The sequence below is a fragment of the Streptomyces sp. NPDC002809 genome, assembly GCF_040295435.1.
In the GTDB taxonomy this organism is placed as follows: domain Bacteria; phylum Actinomycetota; class Actinomycetes; order Streptomycetales; family Streptomycetaceae; genus Streptomyces.
On sequence record NZ_JBEOVJ010000051.1, the window covers coordinates 1 to 18,740 of the forward strand.

Annotated in this window: 9 protein-coding genes and 1 pseudogene; 3 read left to right on the forward strand and 7 right to left on the reverse strand. The window is 70.4% G+C overall.

The genetic code is table 11. The features are described from left to right. Positions 1-508: 508 nt before the first annotated feature. Positions 509-2,815 carry a beta-L-arabinofuranosidase domain-containing protein gene (locus tag ABT025_RS25995; RefSeq protein WP_350999121.1) on the forward strand — a complete coding sequence of 769 codons (2,307 nt, stop codon included), beginning with the start codon at positions 509-511 and terminating at the stop codon, positions 2,813-2,815. 96 nt (positions 2,816-2,911) lie between these two features. Further along, a pseudogene (locus ABT025_RS26000) lies at positions 2,912-5,258 on the forward strand (AbfB domain-containing protein). A gap of 67 nt (positions 5,259-5,325) precedes the next feature. On the opposite strand, the gene ABT025_RS26005 reads toward ABT025_RS26000, so the two are convergent. Together ABT025_RS26005 and rph are read right to left on the reverse strand one after the other, a co-directional pair. Continuing rightward, entirely contained in the window at positions 5,326-5,856 is a 531-nt protein-coding gene (locus ABT025_RS26005) for a GNAT family N-acetyltransferase (RefSeq protein WP_350999124.1), read from the reverse strand. A 152-nt stretch (positions 5,857-6,008) separates the two neighbouring features. Then, a complete protein-coding gene (gene rph, locus ABT025_RS26010; RefSeq protein ID WP_350999127.1) occupies positions 6,009-8,615 on the reverse strand; it encodes a rifamycin-inactivating phosphotransferase in 2,607 nt (868 codons plus the stop codon). Positions 8,616-9,076: 461 nt separating this feature from the next. Between rph and ABT025_RS26015 the strand changes: the two genes are divergently transcribed. Continuing rightward, the gene (locus tag ABT025_RS26015) at positions 9,077-10,174 is read left to right on the forward strand and encodes a MerR family transcriptional regulator (protein WP_350999223.1); all 1,098 of its coding nucleotides are present in this window, start codon (positions 9,077-9,079) and stop codon (positions 10,172-10,174) included. A 338-nt stretch (positions 10,175-10,512) separates the two neighbouring features. Here ABT025_RS26015 and ABT025_RS26020 read toward each other — a convergent pair whose 3' ends face one another. From ABT025_RS26020 to ABT025_RS26040, 5 genes are all read right to left on the reverse strand, one after another. Beyond that, complete coding sequence (locus tag ABT025_RS26020; protein WP_350999130.1) at positions 10,513-13,806, reverse strand: LamG-like jellyroll fold domain-containing protein; 3,294 nt, start codon at positions 13,804-13,806, stop codon at positions 10,513-10,515. 218 nt (positions 13,807-14,024) lie between these two features. Further along, a complete protein-coding gene (locus ABT025_RS26025; protein WP_350999133.1) occupies positions 14,025-16,463 on the reverse strand; it encodes a GH92 family glycosyl hydrolase in 2,439 nt (812 codons plus the stop codon). 268 nt (positions 16,464-16,731) lie between these two features. Continuing rightward, positions 16,732-17,829, reverse strand: a complete 1,098-nt coding sequence (locus tag ABT025_RS26030) for an NADH:flavin oxidoreductase/NADH oxidase (RefSeq protein ID WP_350999140.1) — start codon at positions 17,827-17,829, stop codon at positions 16,732-16,734. Between the two features lie 123 nt (positions 17,830-17,952). Further along, on the reverse strand, positions 17,953-18,225 hold the full coding sequence (locus ABT025_RS26035; RefSeq protein WP_350999143.1) for a DUF1876 domain-containing protein: 273 nt from the start codon (positions 18,223-18,225) through the stop codon (positions 17,953-17,955). 103 nt (positions 18,226-18,328) lie between these two features. Beyond that, positions 18,329-18,724 carry a hypothetical protein gene (locus ABT025_RS26040; RefSeq protein ID WP_350999146.1) on the reverse strand — a complete coding sequence of 132 codons (396 nt, stop codon included), beginning with the start codon at positions 18,722-18,724 and terminating at the stop codon, positions 18,329-18,331. Between the last annotated feature and the right edge of the window lie 16 nt (positions 18,725-18,740).

The following is an 18,740-nucleotide window of genomic DNA, read 5'->3' on the forward strand; positions in this document are numbered from 1 at the left end:
ATCGCAAGGCGGAGGAGCGTCCGCATACTGGATGTATTCGGACGTTCCGACAACGCGGCGAGGTGCCGTAGCTGTCGTCGCGCGCCCGCCAGGGACTACGGGACAGCCCTTAGCTGGACGAACTGCGGTCGTGAGAGTCTGCGCGGCCTCTCGGCGGCTCGGTTTACAACGTTATATAGGCGGCGCGGCACAGGCGGCAAGAGCGTTGTCGGTGCGTTTCCAAAATGTGTCGGAGTCACGCGGCGCCGTGTCCGGCTCCCGCCCCACCAGCTGCCGCCGCACCCCTGGACAGTCGCCTGACGACGTGCTGTCATACCGCCGGTACCCATTTTTCCAACGTTGCAAGCACGGTGTCGCGCGCCACTCCTCCGGTCGCGACGGCGCGCCTTGCCATGCGCGCGTCCGGAATCCGCCCCGGGGGCCGATGGGCGTCATGGCAGCCCCGCACATGTCATGTGCCGACCCCGAGCCGGAGCCCCGGACGGCCGGCCGAGAGCAGGAGCCCTCCATGCCCCTGAACCGCAGACAACTCATGGCCGGTGCGCTGGCCACCGTCGCCGCCACCACCGCCGCGTACGGCCGCTGGGCCACCACGGCGACCGCGGCCGAGCACCGGGCGAAACCGGCCGCCGGCGGCCACTACTCCCCCAATGCCGCACCCCTGCACCCGACCGCGTTCCTCAGACTCCCGCCCGGCCGCGTCACCGCGCGCGGCTGGCTGGCCGGACAGCTGAAGCTCCAGCTGGACGGATTGTGCGGCCGCTACGAGGAGTTCTCGCACTTCCTGGACTTCACCGCGACCGGGTGGGTCCGCCCCGAGCTCGGCGGCTGGGAGGAGGTCCCGTACTGGCTGCGCGGATACACCGACCTCGCCATCGTGACCGGTGACGCCAAGGCCCTGGCCGCCGTGCGCCGTTGGTTCGACGCGATTCTCGCCACCCAGCAGTCCGACGGCTTCTTCGGACCGAAGCCGCTGCGTACGTCCCTGAACGGCGGCCCGGACTTCTGGCCCTTCCTGCCGCTGGTACAGGCCCTGCGCTCCTGGCAGGAGTACTCCGGCGACACCCGTGTCATCCCCTTCCTCAGCCGGTTCTTCCGGTACATGAACGCGCAGGGACCCGGCGCCTTCAACACGAGCTGGATCGCGCTGCGCTGGGGCGACGGCCTGGACAGCGTCTTCTGGCTCTTCAACCGCACCGGCGACGCCTTCCTCCTGGACCTCGCCGACAAGATCCACGCGAACGGCGCCGACTGGGGCGACAACCTGGTCAACCTGCACAACGTGAACATCGCGCAGGGCTTCCGCGAGCCCGCCCAGTACGCGCTGCGCAGCGGTTCGGCCGCCGACACCCGCAACACGTACGGGACGTACGGCAAGGCCATGGACCAGTACGGCCAGTTCCCCGGCGGCGGCTTCGCCGGGGACGAGAACGCGCGCCCCGGGCACGGCGATCCCCGGCAGGGCTTCGAGACGTGCGGAATCGTCGAGTTCATGGCCAGCCATCAGCTGCTCACCCGGATCACCGGCGACCCGCTCTGGGCCGACTGCTGCGAGGAACTGGCGTTCAACTCGCTGCCCGCCTCGCTCGACCCGTCGGGCAGGGCGGTCCACTACGTCACCAGCGCCAACAGCGTCGATCTCGACAACGTGCCCAAGAGCGGCCGGCAGTTCCAGAACGGCTTCGCCATGCAGGCGTTCCTGCCCGGCGTCGACCAGTACCGCTGCTGTCCGCACAACTACGGCATGGGCTGGCCCTACTTCGTCGAGGAGTTGTGGCTAGCCACCCCCGACGGCGGTCTCGCCGCCGCGATGTACGCGAGCTGCGAGGTCACGGCGAAGGTCGCGGACGGTACCGAGGTCACCGTCACGGAGGAGACCGGCTACCCCTTCACGGACACGGTCACCCTGACCCTGAAGTCACCGAAGCGCCTGCGGTTCCCGCTGGTGATGCGCGTTCCCGCCTGGTGCGACAGCCCGGAGATCGCGGTCAACGGGACTCCGGTCGACGCCCCCGCCGGACCCGCCTTCACCCGGGTCGACCGCACCTGGGCCGACGGCGACAAGGTGACCCTCCGCTTCCCGCAGAGGACCACGGTCCGCACCTGGGAGCAGAACCACGGTGCCGTGAGCGTGGACCGCGGTCCGCTCACGTACTCCTTGCGGATCGGTGAGGAGTACCAGCGCATCGGCGGCACCGACCGGTTCCCGGAGTACGCGGTGCACGCCACGAGTCCGTGGAACTACGGGCTCGTCCTCGACGACCGGAAGCCGGCCTCCTCGCTGCGCCACCACACGGTCCGCCATATCAGGGACGCCAACCCCTTCACGCTCGACGGCACCCCGCTGACCATGACCGCGAAGGCCCGCCGGATCCCGGAATGGACCGCGGACGCCGAGCATGTCGTCGCCCCGCTCCAGGACGGTCCGGCCCGCAGCACCGAGCCCGTGGAGGAGATCACTCTCGTCCCCATGGGTGCGGCACGGCTGCGCATCACGTCCTTCCCCACGGCCGATCCGGCCGCGGAACCCTGGCTCTCCGACCGCTGGTACCGGATCCGCAACCGCCATTCCGGCAAGGTCCTCGGCGTCGACAACATGTCCACCGCCAACAGCGCCCACGTCGTCCAGTTCGACGACAACGGCACCGACGACCACGACTGGCAGCTCGTCCCCGAGGGCGACGGCTGGTACCGGATCCGCAACCGCCACTCCGGCAAGGTCCTCGGCGTCGACAACATGTCCACCGCCGACAGCGCCCACGTCGTCCAGTTCGACGACAACGGCACCGACGACCACCTCTGGCAACTCGTCTGACCCCTGACTGTTCCACGCAATCCCGCACCGCTCCCCGCACCGCCCGGCGCGGGGAGTTCCCCCATGCGGGGGCCGACCGAACGAAGGAGACGACCGATGAGCCGTTTACGTACGCCCGGCCGAGGGCCCTGGTGGAGACGCGCGATCGCCACGACCGGACTGCTGGCGCTGGTGTCCACCGCGCTGGTCGGGGCCGGGTCGACGCAGGCCGGCGCCGCGTCCTGGGCCCCCAAGCCCTCTCCCATGACGACGCCGTGGACCAGCCAGGTCCCCGTCGACAAGCCGCTGCCCGAATACCCGCGCCCCCCAGCTGACGCGCCCCGACTGGGCCAACCTCAACGGTATCTGGGACTTCGCGGTGACCGGCCGTGACGCCGGGCAGCCGGCTTCGTTCTCCGATCAGATCCGGGTGCCGTTCGTCGCCGAGTCCGCCCTCTCCGGCATCCAGCGCAAGATCACCGAGAACGACAAGCTCTGGTACAAGCGCACCTTCACCGTGCCCGCCGACTGGAGCGGGCGCCGGGTCGTCCTCAATTTCGGCGCATCCGACTGGCAGACCACCGTGTGGGTCAACGGCGCCCAGGCCGGGATGCACAAGGGGGGCTACGACTCGTTCGCGTACGACATCACCCCGCAGCTCAACGGCGGGTCGAACACCGTCGTGGTCTCCGTGTACGACCCGACGCAGACCGGCGGCCAGGCCGTCGGCAAACAGCGCATCAACGACGTCCAGCCGCACAGCGGCGGCGGCATCTTCTACACGGCGGCCTCCGGCATCTGGCAGACGGTCTGGCTCGAACCGGTCGCGGCGGCCCACATCACCCGCCTGGACATGACACCGAACCTCGGCAGCAGCACCCTGCGTGTGAAGGTGCAGGGCGCCTCCGCGGCCGGTCGCGGTGCCCGGGTAACCCTCTCCAGCGGCGGCAACGTGGTCGGGACCGCCACCGGGACCGTCGGATCCGAGATCTCCGTTCCGGTCCCGAACGCGCATCTGTGGAGCCCGGACGACCCGTTCCTGTACGACGTGAAGGCGGAGCTGCTCGACGGGTCGACGGTCACCGACTCGGCCAGCAGTTACGCGGGCATGCGGTCGATCGCCGTGGCGAAGGTCGACAACGTCCTGCGCCCGGTGCTGAACGGGAAGTTCGTCTTCCAGACCGGCACCCTGGACCAGGGCTACTGGCCGGACGGCATCTACACCGCGCCGACCGACGCCGCCCTGAAGTCCGATCTCCAGGCGCACAAGGACCTCGGCTTCAACATGGTCCGCAAGCACATCAAGGTCGAACCGCAGCGCTGGTTCTACTGGGCGGACAAGCTCGGCCTGCTGGTCTGGCAGGACATGCCCGCCATGGACACCGGCAAGAGCCCCGACGCGGCGGCCCGCACACAGTGGGAGGCCGAGTTCCACGCGGTCGTCGACCAGCACCGCAGCTCGCCCTCGCTGGTGATGTGGGTCGACCAGAACGAGGGCTGGGGGCAGTACGACCAGGCACGGATCGCCAGCGAGGTGAAGACGTACGACCCGTCGCGGCTGGTGAACAACATGAGCGGGGTCAACTGCTGCGGCTCGGTGGACGGCGGCAACGGGGACGTGGTCGACAACCACATCTACGTCGGCCCCGGCAACACCGCGCCGACCGCGACCCGGGCGGCCGTCCTCGGCGAGTTCGGCGGACTCGGCCACAAGGTTCCCGGCCACGAGTGGTTCCCCGGCGGCGGCTTCAGCTACGAGGACCAGGCAAGCGTCTCCGCACTGAACAACCGGTTCGTCGGACTGCTCGACAGCATCCGTGTCGGACAGCTGCCCGCAGGGCTCTCCGCCTCCGTCTACACGGAGATCACCGACGTCGAGAACGAGGCGAACGGCCTGCTGACCTACGACCGCCAGGTGGTCAAGGTGGACACGACACGGGTGCGAGCCGCGAACCAGGCCCTCATCAACGCCTCTCGGAACCCCGCCCCACCGGTGACCCTGCCCACCGGGCAGTACAAGTCCCTCCGGGTCACGACCCCCGGGTACACCGACAAGTACCTGCGCCACCGGGACGCACTCGCCTTCACCGCGGTCGTCGACGGAGCCGGCAGTGCGCTGCTGAAGAGCGACGCCACCTGGAAGATCGTCACCGGGCTGGCCAACAGCAGCTGCTACTCGCTGGAGTCCCGCAACTATCCCGGGGAGTACCTCCGGCACCGGGACTTCCGCGTCAGGCGCGACGCCGACGACGGCTCGGCGCTCTTCAAGGCCGACGCCACCTGGTGTGCGGTCGCCGGCACGGGAGGGGTGCGGCTGTCCAGCGCCAACCTGCCGGGCAGCTATCTGCGCCACATCGATTCGGAGGTGTGGCTGGCCACGGCGGGCGGTACGCAAGCCTGGGACAACGCGGCCACCTTCGCCGAGGACACCACCTGGGCGGTGGAGGCACCCTGGGCGCCGTGACCTGACGCCACCTGCCCCCGGCCACGGCCCGGACCCGACGCTCCCGCGTCGTATCCGGGCCGTGGCTCTACCGCGTCGCTCCGGCCGGGGCCACGTACGTGTGCAGCAGCGCCGTCCGGCCGTCGGCCGTCGTCCAGTCGCCCGGGCGGCTGCCGACACGGCGCCAGCCCATGCGTTCGTAGAGGGCGATCGCAGCCCTGCCGCCGTCCTCCACCTCCAGGACCGGTCGCAGGCCCTCGGCTGCCGCAGCCGCCGTCGCGGTGCCGAGCAGCACACGCGCCACGCCTCGGCGGCGGGCCGACGCCGTGGCGAACAGCCGGCCCACCGAGGCCAGTTCCTCCGGCGGAAGTCCCGCCTGCACCGCCAGGACGTGGTCGGTACGGGTCAGTGCCACATGCCCCAGGACGTCCGGGCCGGCCGTGACCACCCAGGCGTCCAGCATGCCGTCGGGCGTCAGCCAGCGTCCCGGATCCGCCGGCCACTCGGCCGGGTAGCGGTCCGCCTCGTGCACGGTCGCCAGCGCCTCGACGCATGCGACCAGGTCGTCCTCACCACGGCGACGGATCTCCGTCCCTCCCCTTCCTCGATCCTCACACACCGTGCCGTCCCGGTGCCCCCGGTCGCCATGCGGGTGCACCGGCTGCGAATCCGGGTCGTGCGCGCCTCGCCGGTGGCGGTCGTGAGGGTGGTCATGATCTCTCGGCGCTGCCCGGTGACCGGACCCACGGACGGGCCTCCCGATGTGGTCGCTCACGGCAGGATCTCGATGTATCCGTCGGTTCCGTGCACACGGATCCGCTGCCCGTCCCGGATCAGCCGGGTGGCCTGCTCCACGCCCACGACAGCGGGCAGGCCGTACTCCCGGGCGATCACCGCACCATGGGTCATCAGGCCGCCGACCTCCGTCACCAGCCCCGCGATGCCGACGAACAGCGGCGACCAACTGGGGTCCGTGAAGGCCGTGACCAGGATGTCGCCTGCTTCGAGATCGGCCTCCGCCATGTCAAGGATGACGCGGGCCCGCCCCTCGACGGTCCCGGCGGAAACCGGCAGACCGACCAGGGCGCCGGCCGGCACGTCGTCGCGCCGGTACGCCCCGGTGACGGCTTCACCGTCCGAGGTGAGCACCCGGGGCGGGGTGAGCGCGTGGTACGAACGGAACGCGTCCTTGCGCTGCTGGATGAGCCGGTGGTCCGCCCGGTTCGAGCGCACGACGTCATGGAGTTCCTGGAACGTGAGGAAGAAGATGTCCTCCCTCTCAGGAAGCACATCGGCCCGCACGAGGCGGTCGGCCTCCGCCAGCAGGGCCTCCTTGTAGAGGAAATAGCGGCTGATGATGCCGTACTTCGGGTACTCCCGATACCCGATGAAGGTGCGGACCCGGTCGATCATCCGCTTGGTCTCGTCCGCTTTCCGGTCCCCGTCCGGCAGGGCCCTCAAGCGTGACAGCACGTCCTGTTCCTTCTCCTGTGCCTTCTGCCGCCCCTGCTCGAAGCGCCGCCCGGCGGCGCCCGGCTCGAAGTTCCTGACGTTGTCGAGGATCACGGGCACGAGCGTCGCGGGGCGCTCGCGCCACCGCGGCCTCGTGATGTCGATCTCGCCGACGCAGCGCATGCCGTACCGGTCGAGATAGGCCTCGATGGCGTCGCGTGCTCCGGTCCCGCCCGCGAACTTCGCAAGTCCGCCCAGGAAGGCTTCGTCCCCGTCGTGCTCGACGCCCCGGAGGAACGCAACCACTTCCGGATACGGACGGATCACGTCCGCGACATCGAGCAGCGCCAGTCCCATCTCCGAGGTGATGTTGTCGGGTGCGGACAGCGTGAGCGTGTCAGCCGCGTTCTTCTCGCCCAGCCACTCCCGCAGCTTGTCGTTGAGCCACCAGGTGGCCTCCATCCCCGCCATGATCACTTGCATGCTCAGCGGGTCGCCGAGGACGCGCTTGTGCTCGTCGAAGGCCTCCAGCAGGAAGTCGAACAGCGCCGGTCCGGTCCTCGTCCGGATGTCCCGTTCCAGGGCCGCGACGGACTCCCGGCTGCGCTCGATCAGCTCGGTGACGACGGCCGGATCGGTCTCGACCGGGGCGGGCGCACCGCCGGCAGGCGGCCCGCCGGGCCCCGCGTCCGGAAGCGACGGGACGAAGTCGTCGCGGTCCAGGACGGTCTCCAGGGCGTCCCTGATCAGCGGATCGCCTTTCCCCATGGCGTCCAGGAGACCGGCGCGGCTCGCGGGCGAGGCCAGGCGCCGGGTGACGTCGACGAACAGCCTCCCGCCGGCCTCGTGCATCGCCACCATGGCCGTCAGCTGCCACATGGAGGACCCAAGCGGCTTCATGGGGTCGGTCATCATCTGCCCGTGACCGACGGAGACGTAGACGTGGTTGTCCTGGTCACCGGCCTCGGGGACGGGGAACAGCGTCGTGATCGGCCGGCTCTGAACGATCCGGAACTCGTCGTCGGCGAGGCACCATTCGATGTCCTGGGGGCGGCCGAAGTGCGCTTCGATCTGCCTTCCGAGCTGTACGAGCCGCACGACCTGCGCGTCGGTCAGCGCCGGCTGCCCCTGCTGCCGCGCGTCGATCGCCACCTCCTGCGTGCCGCCGGCCGGCAGGGCGTGAACGGCACGCTGTTTGACGGCGATCGTCCTGGCGACGACTTCGCCGTGCCGCACCTTGAAGACGTCCGGGTTCACCACGCCGGAGACCAGTGCCTCGCCGAGGCCGAAGCCGGCGTCCACGGTGGCGACCGTCCGGTTGCCCGTGACCGGGTCGGCCGTGAACAGGATGCCGGCCGCCTGCGGGAAGACCATCCGCTGCACGACCACGGCCATGTGGACCGTGCGGTGGTCGATGCCGTTGCGCCGGCGGTAGGTCACGGCCCGCTCGGTGAACAGAGAGGCCCAGCACCGGCTGACGTGCTGGACGATCGCCGCCGGCCCCACGACGTTCAGGTACGTGTCCTGCTGGCCGGCGAAGGAGGCCGTCGGCAGGTCCTCCGCCGTGGCGCTGGACCGGACGGCATATGCGGCCTGCTCGCCGAGTCCGGCCAGCGCACGGGTGATCGCCGCCACGAGATCGTCCGGGACGGTGATCCCCTCGATGGTCCGGCGGATCCGCGCGCCGAGCGTGCGAATGGCCTCCCGGTCGTCCGGGTCCACGTGCGACAGCCGCTCCAGCAGGTCGTCGATCTGCGGCGCTTCCGCAATGATCCGGCGGAAGGCGTCCGTCGTCACACAGAAGCCGGCCGGCACACGGATGCCGTCGATCCGCGACAGCGCGCCCAGGTGCGCGCCCTTGCCGCCGACGACCGCGACCTGCGTCTCGTCGGCCTCCTCCAGATCCCGCACGTACTGCTCAGTCATTGCGATACCTCCGAAACAGCCGTGCTCCGTCGTACTGCGGTGGCCGGTCGAATCACCGGCACCTCCCACTCCGTCGAGCCTCTTGCCGAGCACGTCCTCGTCCCCGGTCGCCATACCTCCGACAAGTCGGGCGGCACGCGTTCCCGGACCACCGACCCTTGCACGCGCGACCGCACTGCCGGTCCCCGCACTGATTCGACGTCACCGCGTCCCCCGTACGTCGACAACAACACACACACGTCGCGCTCCGATTTCCGCAGGTTGTGGCACCGGCCGACGATTCTGCGCCATGGCCCGGGCCTTGCGGCAAGCCCCCCGGCGCGCTATATGTTGAGAGTGGCAAGGAGAGAGTTCTCTCCTTGCCTTCGCCATGTCCGGCACCCCTAAGGGCTGTCCCTGAGGCTCTTGACCCTCACGCGGCGTCAGGCTGCATAGTCGGTGCCGTGGATGATCACTGGACCGTGGGACGCGTGGCCGAGCTGGCAGGCGTGAGCGTCCGCACGCTGCATCACTATGACGAGATCAAGCTCGTGCGGCCGTCGGCGCGGACCCCGGCCGGGTACCGGGCCTATTCGGCGGGCGACGTGGAGCGGCTGCGGGAGGTACTGGCCTACCGACGGCTGGGCTTCGCGCTGCGGGAGGTCGCGGAACTGGTCGGCGCCCCTTCCACCGACACGATCGCGCACCTGCGTCGGATGCGTGGGCTGCAGTTGGAGCGGCGCGATCGCGCCGACGCCGTGGTGGCGGCCATCGACAGGGAACTCGAGGCACGGGCGAAGGGACTGAAGGTGACACCGGAGGAGCAACTGGGGATGCTCGGTGCACGGCTGTACGACGCGATCGGCGGCGCCTACACGGCGACACGGCGTACCGAGCCACGGATCGCCGCGCAGATCCGGGACGCGCTCGGGGACGCGCGGACGGTGCTGAACGTCGGGGCCGGCACCGGCTCCTACGAGCCTGTCGACCGCGACGTCACCGCGGTGGAGCCATCGGCGGTCATGCGGGGACAGCGGCCTGCCGGCTCGGCGCCGTGCGTGGCCGCCGCCGCGGAGGGCCTGCCGTTCGAGGACCGTTCCTTCGACGTCGCGATGGCCGTCTCCACGGTTCACCACTGGGGGGACCCGATCGTGGGGCTGCGCGAGATGAGGCGTGTGGCCCGCCGCGTGGTGGTGCTCACGTTCGACACCGACGAGCCCGGATGGCAGGACCGGTTCTGGCTCACCCGCGACTACCTGCCCGAGTTCGCCGCCGTCCTCGCGGAATTTCCCTCGCTCGGCGGGATGGCCGACGCGATCGGCGCCCGCGCTGAGCCGGTGCCCGTCCCGTGGGACTGCGCCGACGGCCTGTTCGAGGCGTACTGGCGCCGTCCGGGGGCGTATCTGGAGGATCACGTACGCCGTGCGATGTCGGTGTGGACGAGGGTCGGGCCGGAGGCCGAGCAGCGGGCGGTGCGAAGCCTCCGCGACGACCTCGACTCCGGCCGGTGGGACGAGCGCAACAGCGGCCTCGCCGACCTCGACGCGGCAGATCTCGGCCTCCGCCTGCTCATCGCCTGAACCGCATGGCAGCGCTTGAACGCGCCGCGCAGCCTGAAGCAGCCCGGACCGCGTCGCAGCGTCGGTCTCGTGGCTGCTCCTGGACCACCCGCCGGTCACCCCGGGTGCCGTTGCTTCGCTCCGGCACGGCGCAGGCCGACGCGGAACAGGCCGACGCGGAACAGGCCGACGCGAGCACGGGAAACCGCGTCCGGGCCGGCAGACCGGCCTCGTCGCCCGGCCCGCTGAACCGGCTGGAGCCTGCCGATTCCACCGGTGCCGCTGCCCGTTGTCGCACGGCGCGACAACGGGCAGCGGCTGGGTATTCAGCTCTTCGCCACTTCGCGAACAGCAGGTGGCTACGGCTGCTCGGTGTCGTGCAGCGCGCTCACCTCGTCGCCGGTCAGCGCCCGGTCGTACACGGCGACCTGGTCGACGGAGCCGTTCCAGAAGTCGGTGTTCCCACCGGACCACTTGGCGCGGCCCACGGACAGCGCACCGGTGCTGACATCGGCGGTCCCGGCTGCCGCGGTCGCCGCGAGCCTGCCGTCGACGTACAGCTTGATCTCGTCACCGCTGCGTACGCCGACCACGTGGTACCACTGGCCGAGCTCGGGCTTCATCTCCAGCCGGGCACGGTGGGCGCCCGGGGTGGAGAACGCGAACCCGCCCTGACCGTACTGAAGGTAGAACGGGTTCTCCTGACGCCGCCCGTCCTGGCTGACGACGGTCGCGTAGTTGCCGGGAAGGGCGTCCAGCGACGCCCAGGCCGACACGGTGTAGTCACCGGTGGTGTCGACGACCGGGCCGTCGGTCTGCGCGAACTGTCCCTCGCCGTTGAACTTCAGCGCGGAGCCCCGCACGCCGGGCGCCCAGGACGTTCCCTCGGAGAGGGTGAGGTCCTTGTGGTTCGGCCCGCTGTCGGCCGCCTTGGCACCCTCGTTCTCGTCCAGGGACCAGACGCCGCCGCCCTTGATCTCGTCCCGCTCGCCGGCGGCCGCACCGGCGGCGATGACCTCCCGGTTGATCTTGCGGACCTGGGCCGGATCGACCTTGATCTCGCGGCGGTCGTACGTCCAGAGGCCGTTGAGCTCGTTCTCCAGGTCGGTCACCTGGGTGTAGATGGAGCCGGAGAGTTCGGCGCCGGCCGCCTCCAGGTAGTGGGTGCGGGTGTTCTCCACGTACTTGGCGGTCAGGGCGTCCTTGTCCGCGACACCGCTGTAGATCGCGGTGGGCGCGCCAGGCCACATGTGGCCGGGCATCCGCAGGGTGAAGCCGCCGTGCTCACCGTCCATCGCAGCACGGTTGTCATCCGGGAACGCCGGGTCGGTGTTGTTGTAGTCGTGGTGGTCGATGATGTCGCCCTTGCCCGAATCACCCTTGGAGTTGCAGCAGTTGACACCGCTGTGGGCGTTGACGACACGGGAGGGGTCGGCGGCCTGGACCTCCTCGGTGATCTTTCCGGTCTCGGTGCGGTCCCACTCGCCCCAGCCCTCGTTGAAGACGATCCAGGCACCGATCGAGGGGTAGTTGTGCAGCTGCTCCATCATCTCGGCGCCCTGGTCGAGGAAGGCCTTGTGGCCCTTCTCGCCGGTGAGGTTGCCGGAGACGAAGTCCTGCCACACCAGCAGACCCAGCTGGTCGGCGTGGTAGTACCAGCGCGCGGGCTCGACCTTGATGTGCTTGCGGACTGAGTTGAAGCCCAGGTCCTTCTGCGTCTTCAGGTCGAAGAGCAGGGCGGAGTCGCTGGGCGCCGTGTTCAGGCCGTCGGGGTAGAAGCCCTGGTCGAGCTGGGCGAGGGAGAAGAACGGCTTCCCGTTGAGGACCAGCTTCTGATAGCCGCCGACCTCGGCGACACCGAAGGACCGCATACCGAAGTAGCTGTCGACGGTGTCCTTGGAGCGGCCGTCCTTGAGCGTGACCTCCAGGTCGTAGAGGTACGGGTCGTCGGGCGTCCACAGATGCTGCTTCGCGACCGGAAGGCTCAGCTCACGGTTGGCCGGGCCGGTGACCCTGCCGACGACCTTGCCCTTCTTGTCGCGGGCGACGGCGGTGATCCGGGCGGAGTCCGAGGCGTCCGAGGAGTTGACGGTCAGGGCGAGCCGGCCCTTGTCGATGTCCGGAGTGGTCTTCAGGGAGTCGACGGCGGCCGGGGCGACGGGCTCCATCCAGACGGTCTGCCAGATGCCGGAGGAGGCGGTGTAGAAGATTCCGCCGGGGCTGGCCGACTGCTTGCCCGTGGGCTGGTCGGGTCCGGTGGTGTCGGTGACCGCGACAACGATCTCCTGCGGGCCGCTGCCCTTGACGGCGTCGGTGATGTCCGCGCTGAAAGCGGTGTAGCCGCCGGTGTGCTCGGCGACCTGCTTGCCGTTGACCCAGACACGGGCCTGGTAGTCGACGGCGCCGAAGTTGAGCTTCAGCCGGTTGGCCTTGCCGCTCTTGTCGCCCTTGTCGCCCTTTACGGACCAGTTCTTCGGGACGGTGACGAGCTTGCGGTAGAACATGTGGTCTTCGTGGCGCTCGAGTCCCGAGAGCTGCGACTCGACGGGGAACGGGACGGTGATGCGCTCACCGAGGGTCTTCCCGAAGACGGGCTGCTCGCCCGCCGCGGCTCCGGCGAACTCCCACGGGCCATTGAGGTTCTTCCACGCATCGCGCACCTGCTGCGGCCGGGGGTACTCGGGCAGCGGGTGGTTGCGGTCGAGCTTGTCGCCCCAGGTGGTGGTCAGCCGGTGCGTGGACAGGTTCGTGGCGGTGCGGCTGATCTGCGGGACGGCCTCGCCGCCCACCCGGAGACCGGCTTCGCCGTCGTACCCGACCCGGACCTGCTGGCCCTTCTGCACGGGCCCGGTCAGGGTGACGTTCAGCGCCTTGGCGTTGCCGGGCACGCGGGCGACGGACTTCACCGGGATCGGCGAGGTGTCGGCCTCGACGGTGAGGTGGTCCCCCAGCGCCGCGAAGTCACTGACCTCGTCCTCGAAGACCGCCTGGAGCTTCACACCGTCGTCCGCGACGCTCAGTCCGACGGGGTAGACCTCGAAGTCGGCCGGCGGGGTGAAGGCCGACTCGGGCACGATCTGCCTGGCGAGCGTCGGGCTGGACCAGCGCAGGAACATGTTCGCGCCGCCGGTGTCCTGGAACATCTCCAGCTTGAACGTGTGCGGCTCACCGGCCTTGAGCGCGACCGGCTTGCTGGTCTGCTCGTTGTCCCAGTCCGGCTCCCAGTGGTCGATGACCACCTGGCCGTCGATGAAGAGCCGGAAGCCGTTGTCGCCACTCGCCGCGAACGTGTAGTCGCCGTCCTCGGGGGCAGTGATGCTGCCGGTCCAGCGGGCGGTGGTGTTCTCGGTACGGCCGGTGGTGGACTCGAACGTGCCGGTGAGGCCGGGGAAGTTGATCTGCGGGTCGAGGGCGACTCCGCCGAGCTTGTCGAAGTCCCGCGCTCCGGGCGCGGACATGCTGTAGTACTCGCCCTTCAGCCCGTGGACGGTGGTGGCCGGATCGGCGGCCGCGAACGCGGACGTGGTCGCCGAGGCGGTGGTGGCAGCTGTGGCCGGGGTGGCCGCGGCGGCCGGGACCAGGGTGGCGCCGACGGGTATCAGAAGCGCGGCGGCGCAGGCCACCGTCCTGAACACGGCACGGGATCGGGGCATTTGTCGTCTCAAGGCGTCGTCCTGTCGAGAGAGCTGAAGCGCCTCGAACCTGTGAGGCGCAGCACACAATCGAACATTGAGCCACAGCACCAAACGCAAAACAACAGTCGTGCACAGGAAATTTTCAACGATATAAATTAGCCGGGACGGACCCCTTCCAAGCCTGTGCCGGATCCACGCGCCCGGGGGCGGGGATCCGGCACAGAGGTACCGTGCGACTACTGCGGCAGTCCCGCAGGGGCCGTGGCCCACGAGGTATCGGCCGTCCCGGAAAGCCGGAAAGCCAACCTCCCGCCCCTGGCCAACAGGCTCGCGTCCGTCCACGACCGGTCGTGGTCACGCCCGTCGACCGTCACCGCGTCGACGTACGGATGCGCCGCGTCGGCCGCCGGGGCGGTGATCGTGATGTCCCGGCCGTGCGGCCGGTCGATCACCGCCTTCGGGAACAGCGGCGCGCCCAGCAGCAGTTCGCCACCGCCCGGCGTCTGCGGGTACAGGCCCAGCGCGGAGAAGACGTACCAGGCGGACATGGTGCCCAGGTCGTCATTGCCCGGCAGACCGCGCGGTCCCGTGCCGTAGACCGTGTTCAGGATCTCGCGTACGGTCTCCTGGGTCTTCCACGGCTGCCCGAGAGCGTTGTAGAGCCAAGGGGCGTGGATGCCGGGCTCGTTCGTCGGGTCGTAGCGCAGCGCGTCGCCGCCCTTCACCGACCAGGAGCCGTCCGCCTTGTGGAAGAAGCCGTCCAGGCGACGCGCCGCGACGTCCCGGCCGCCCATCGCCTCGGCGAGACCCTGTACGTCCTGCGGGACCATCCAGGTGTACGTGGCGCTGGTGCCCTGCGCGAAGCCGCGGTCACTGCCCGGGCCGAACGGCGTGACCCAGGAGCCGTCGAGGTTGCGGGCCTGGATGTAGCCGTCGGTGCCGGCCCCGTCCGTGGCTGCGGGGTTGTACACGTTGCGCCACCAGCCACCGCGCTCCTCGAACGCCTTGGCCTCCGCGTCACGCCCGAGCAGGTGCGCCCAGCGGCCGAGCGCGGCGTCGGCGATCGCGTCCTCCAGGGTCTCGGCTGCGCCGCCCCAGCAGTGGCAGACGTCCTGCGGCGCGTAGTGGGACTCCAGGTACTGGGCCAGATTGGGCCGCTGCCCGGTGCACTGTCCCGGGCAGCCGGCGTCCGAGAGCCCGTCGTCGACGGGGACGGTCGCCTGACGCGCCAGCGACTCGTACGCCCCCTCGTAGTCGAAGTTCCGCACCCCCATGGCGTAGAACGTGGCGAGGGTGGCCGCCGTGGGATCGCCGGTCATGACATGAGTGGCGCCGTTGATGTGGACCCAGCGGTCCCACACGCCGCCGTTCTGGCGGGCGAAGTTGTACAGCGACTGGGCGAAGTCCCCGGCGATCTCCGGTCTGAGGAGGGCGAGCAGTTGTATCTGGGCCCGGTACTGGTCCCAGCCGGAGAAGTTGCTGTACTGCGCCCCCTGTCCGCGCTCGATCCGGTGCGGCCGCCCGTCCATGCCCGGGTAGCGGCCGTCGGTGTCGCTGACCAGGTTGGGCTGCATCAGGGAGTGGTACAGCGCGGTGTAGAACGTGGTGCGCTGGGCCTCGGTGCCGCCGCCCGTGCGTACGGAGTTCAGTTCCCGGTCCCAGGTGCGGCTCGCGGCGGCCGCGACGTCGTCCACCCCCGCACGCGGGGCGATCTCCGCCTTCAGGTTGGCTTCGGCGCCCGCCCGGCTGACGTAGGAGATGCCGATCCGCATGTGGACGTCGTTGTCGGACGTGGTGTCGAAGCCGACCCAGCCGCCCGATCCGCGGCCCGCCCGGTCCGCTCCGGTGGCGTAGCCCTCGCCGCCGCTGCCGGTGGTCGAGCCGGGGGCGAGCGTGCCGTCCTTCCACGTGCCGGTGGAGGAGAAGGCCCGGTCGAAGGAGGCGCTGAAGTAGAGACGGTAGTAGCTCTTGCGGTTGTTGGTACCGCCGTTGGCGCGCCGGCCGCAGAAGGCGCCGGTGAGCACCGAGCCGGTGACCTTGCGGTGCGCGGTGTCGATCAGGACCTGGGCGTCCTCGCTGCCGTTGAGCGAGTTGGAGACCCGGAAGAGGAGGTTGGCGGGTTTGCCGGCCGGGAAGGCGAAGTCGGCCACACCGGCGCGCCGGCTCACCGCGAGGTCGGCGGTGGCACCGGAGTCGAGACCGAGGGTGTAACGGCCCGGGACGGCGCGCTCGTTGTCGTGCGAGAAGTTCGAGGCGTAGACGGCGTCCTTGGTGTCGGCGGACGGCGACGAGGTGACGTCCCCGACGAACGGCATGACCGGGATGTCACCGGCCGCGCCGGGGTTGCATCCGGCGCCGTTGACATGGGTGAGACTCAGTCCGCGCAGCCGGGTGGCGCCGTACTCGTAACCGTTCGCGGCTCCGGTGCTGGTCTGGTCGCCCGTGGTGCTCGTCGGCGACCAGGCGATCATCCCGTACGGGAGGGTGGCACCGGGAAAGGTGTTGCCGCCGTTGGCGCTGCCGATCAGCGGGTCCACGTAGGCGGTGGGGCGGATGACGGGCGCCGCGGCCTCGGCGGCGGGGGGCAGCACTGCGGCGGCCAGCGTGCCTGTGACGACCACGGCGGCTGTTCGCGCGGCGAGGCGCCGAGTCGCGGTCAGCGGTCTTGGGGGCATGTCGCGGTACCTTCCGGGGAGTTCGGACAACGTTGTCACCAGCCGGGGTCCGGCCGGTGGCAACAGTGATCGATTCGCGGCCGAGCGTAGGTCCCCGCGGCGCAGGAGGGAATGCCTCAGCCGCCATCCCGGGTGAACGCACGGTGAATGGATGCCGCGATCCGGACGGCACGCGCCCAACCGCCCTCCCCGCGCGCTCCGGACCGGCCGTCGGGGGACGGCCGGCCGGGAGCGGCGAGAAGGGCGGAGGAGCGTTCCGGATGTTCGGTCAGATCGCGTAGCCGTACTGCTCGGGGGCGTGCACGGTACCGCTCAGCTCGCGGGCCGCGTCCCGCGCCCACGACGGGCTGCGCAGCAGTTCGCGCCCGAGGAGCACGGCGTCCGCGCTGCCCTCGGCGAGGATCTTCTCGGCGTGCTGCGGGTCGGTGATGAGGCCGACGGCCGCGACGGGAAGCGAGGTCTCCCGCTTCACACGCTCGGCGAACGGGACCTGGTAGCCCGGACCGGTCGCGATGCGGGCGCGGGGGGCGTTGCCGCCGGTGGAGACGTCCAGCAGGTCGACTCCGTGTGCCCGGAGTTCGCCGGCCAGGCGCACGGTCTCGTCCGCGGTCCAGCCCTCGCGCTCGTCCTCGGCGTTCTCGGTGAGCCAGTCCGTGGCGGAGATCCGGAAGAAGACGGGCAGGTCATCGGGCCATACCTCCCGTACGGCATCGACGACCTGGAGAGCGAAGCGGACCCGGTTCCCGTAGCTGCCGCCGTACTCGTCGGTGCGGTGATTGCTGTGCGGCGAGAGGAACTGACCGACGAGATAGCCGTGCGCTCCGTGCACCTCGGCGACCTGGAAGCCCGCTTCGAGCGCGCGGCGCGCGGCCTCGCGGAAGTCGGCGACGACTGCCTGGATCTCGTCGACGGTCAGCTCGTGCGGCACCGGGTATCCGGTGTCGAAGGGCAGCGGGCTGGGGCCGACCGGCGTCCAGCCGTGCGCGTCGGGGCCGACGGGTCCGCCACCGGTCCAGGGGGCCGCGGTGGACGCCTTACGGCCGGCGTGCGCCAGCTGGATTCCGACGGCCGCGCCCTGGGCCCGGACGAAGTCCGTGATCCGGCGGAACGCCGCGACCTGGGTGTCGTTCCAGATGCCGAGGTCGGCCGGGCTGATGCGCCCCTCGGGGCTGACGGCCGTCGCCTCGGTGAGGATCAGACCGGTGCCGCCGGTGGCGCGCGCGGCCAGATGCGCGAAGTGCCAGTCGGTGGGGACACCCACGTCGGGCCCCTCCGCAGCGGCGCTGTACTGGCACATGGGTGCCATCCATACCCGGTTGGGCACGACAAGCGACCTCAGGGTGAAGGGCTCGAAAAGGGCACTCACGACTGACTCCGTTTCGCCGGGTACGGAAGGATCGCTAGTACGATACATCCCGTACTACGACGTCCGTCAAATTACGACGCCTCTCGTACAAGAAGACGGAACGGAGCCTCGGAACCACGCCCCTCAGGCCAGCGGGTACGACGTACGGCCGGACGCTTCGTCGATCTCGTCGTGGGCCTTGGTCAGCAGCTTCATCGCAAGTTCGTTGAGTGCACGGGCCCCTGCGATCTCCTCGCCCACCCTGGGCTGTTCGGAGTCCGAGGGGTGGCGGCTGGCATAGCCGTGGGCACGGACCTCGCTCCCGTCGGAGAGCCGCACGAGCGCGGCCGCGCGGGTGCGGTGGGTGTCCTCCTCGAATTCCAGCTCGATGTGCCATCCGACAGCCGTCTGTGTCATGGCGCTCACCTCCGGAGCCTCCCCTCCAGGGTGCGCCCGACACCTTGGAGGCGCGCGACGGGACGGGGCGGCACCCGGACGGTAACGCGGGCGGCCCCCGGGCTCAGGCCCCGGGCCGGCGGCCGCGGCGGCGCAGCGTGATGAGGGCGTCGGCGTCGTAGAGCTGGTTCCAGCTGCGACCGGCGCCCGACTTCCAGGTGATGTGGGTGGTGGCACCGTCGGTCCGGACGGCGTCCACGGTCATGGCGCGGTCGCCGTCGCGCACGTCCCCGCGGCGCAGCTCGTCCGCCCTGACCGTGACCGGGTCCGCCGACCGCGCGCACTCGGCCTCCTCCGCCGCGAGGACGAGAGCGGTGGCCAGTTCCCGGGCCCGGGCAGGGGTGCAGATCAGCGAGAGCTCTCCCGTCGGGGTGCCGGCCCTGATCTCGACCTGCGCACCGACGGGGGTGATCTCCAGGCGGTCGGCCGGCGCACCGGTGTCGTCGTTGCCGCTCTTCATTCGCTCTGCTCTCCCC

Bases quoted from the DNA above. Each gene is read 5' to 3' on its own strand.
- ABT025_RS26035 (WP_350999143.1), bottom strand. From the start codon at position 18,225: ATGACACAGACGGCTGTCGGATGGCACATCGAGCTGGAATTCGAGGAG.
- ABT025_RS26020 (WP_350999130.1), bottom strand. From the start codon at position 13,806: ATGCCCCGATCCCGTGCCGTGTTCAGGACGGTGGCCTGCGCCGCCGCG.
- ABT025_RS26040 (WP_350999146.1), bottom strand. From the start codon at position 18,724: ATGAAGAGCGGCAACGACGACACCGGTGCGCCGGCCGACCGCCTGGAG.
- rph (WP_350999127.1), bottom strand. From the start codon at position 8,615: ATGACTGAGCAGTACGTGCGGGATCTGGAGGAGGCCGACGAGACGCAG.
- ABT025_RS25995 (WP_350999121.1), top strand. From the start codon at position 509: ATGCCCCTGAACCGCAGACAACTCATGGCCGGTGCGCTGGCCACCGTC.
- ABT025_RS26025 (WP_350999133.1), bottom strand. From the start codon at position 16,463: ATGCCCCCAAGACCGCTGACCGCGACTCGGCGCCTCGCCGCGCGAACA.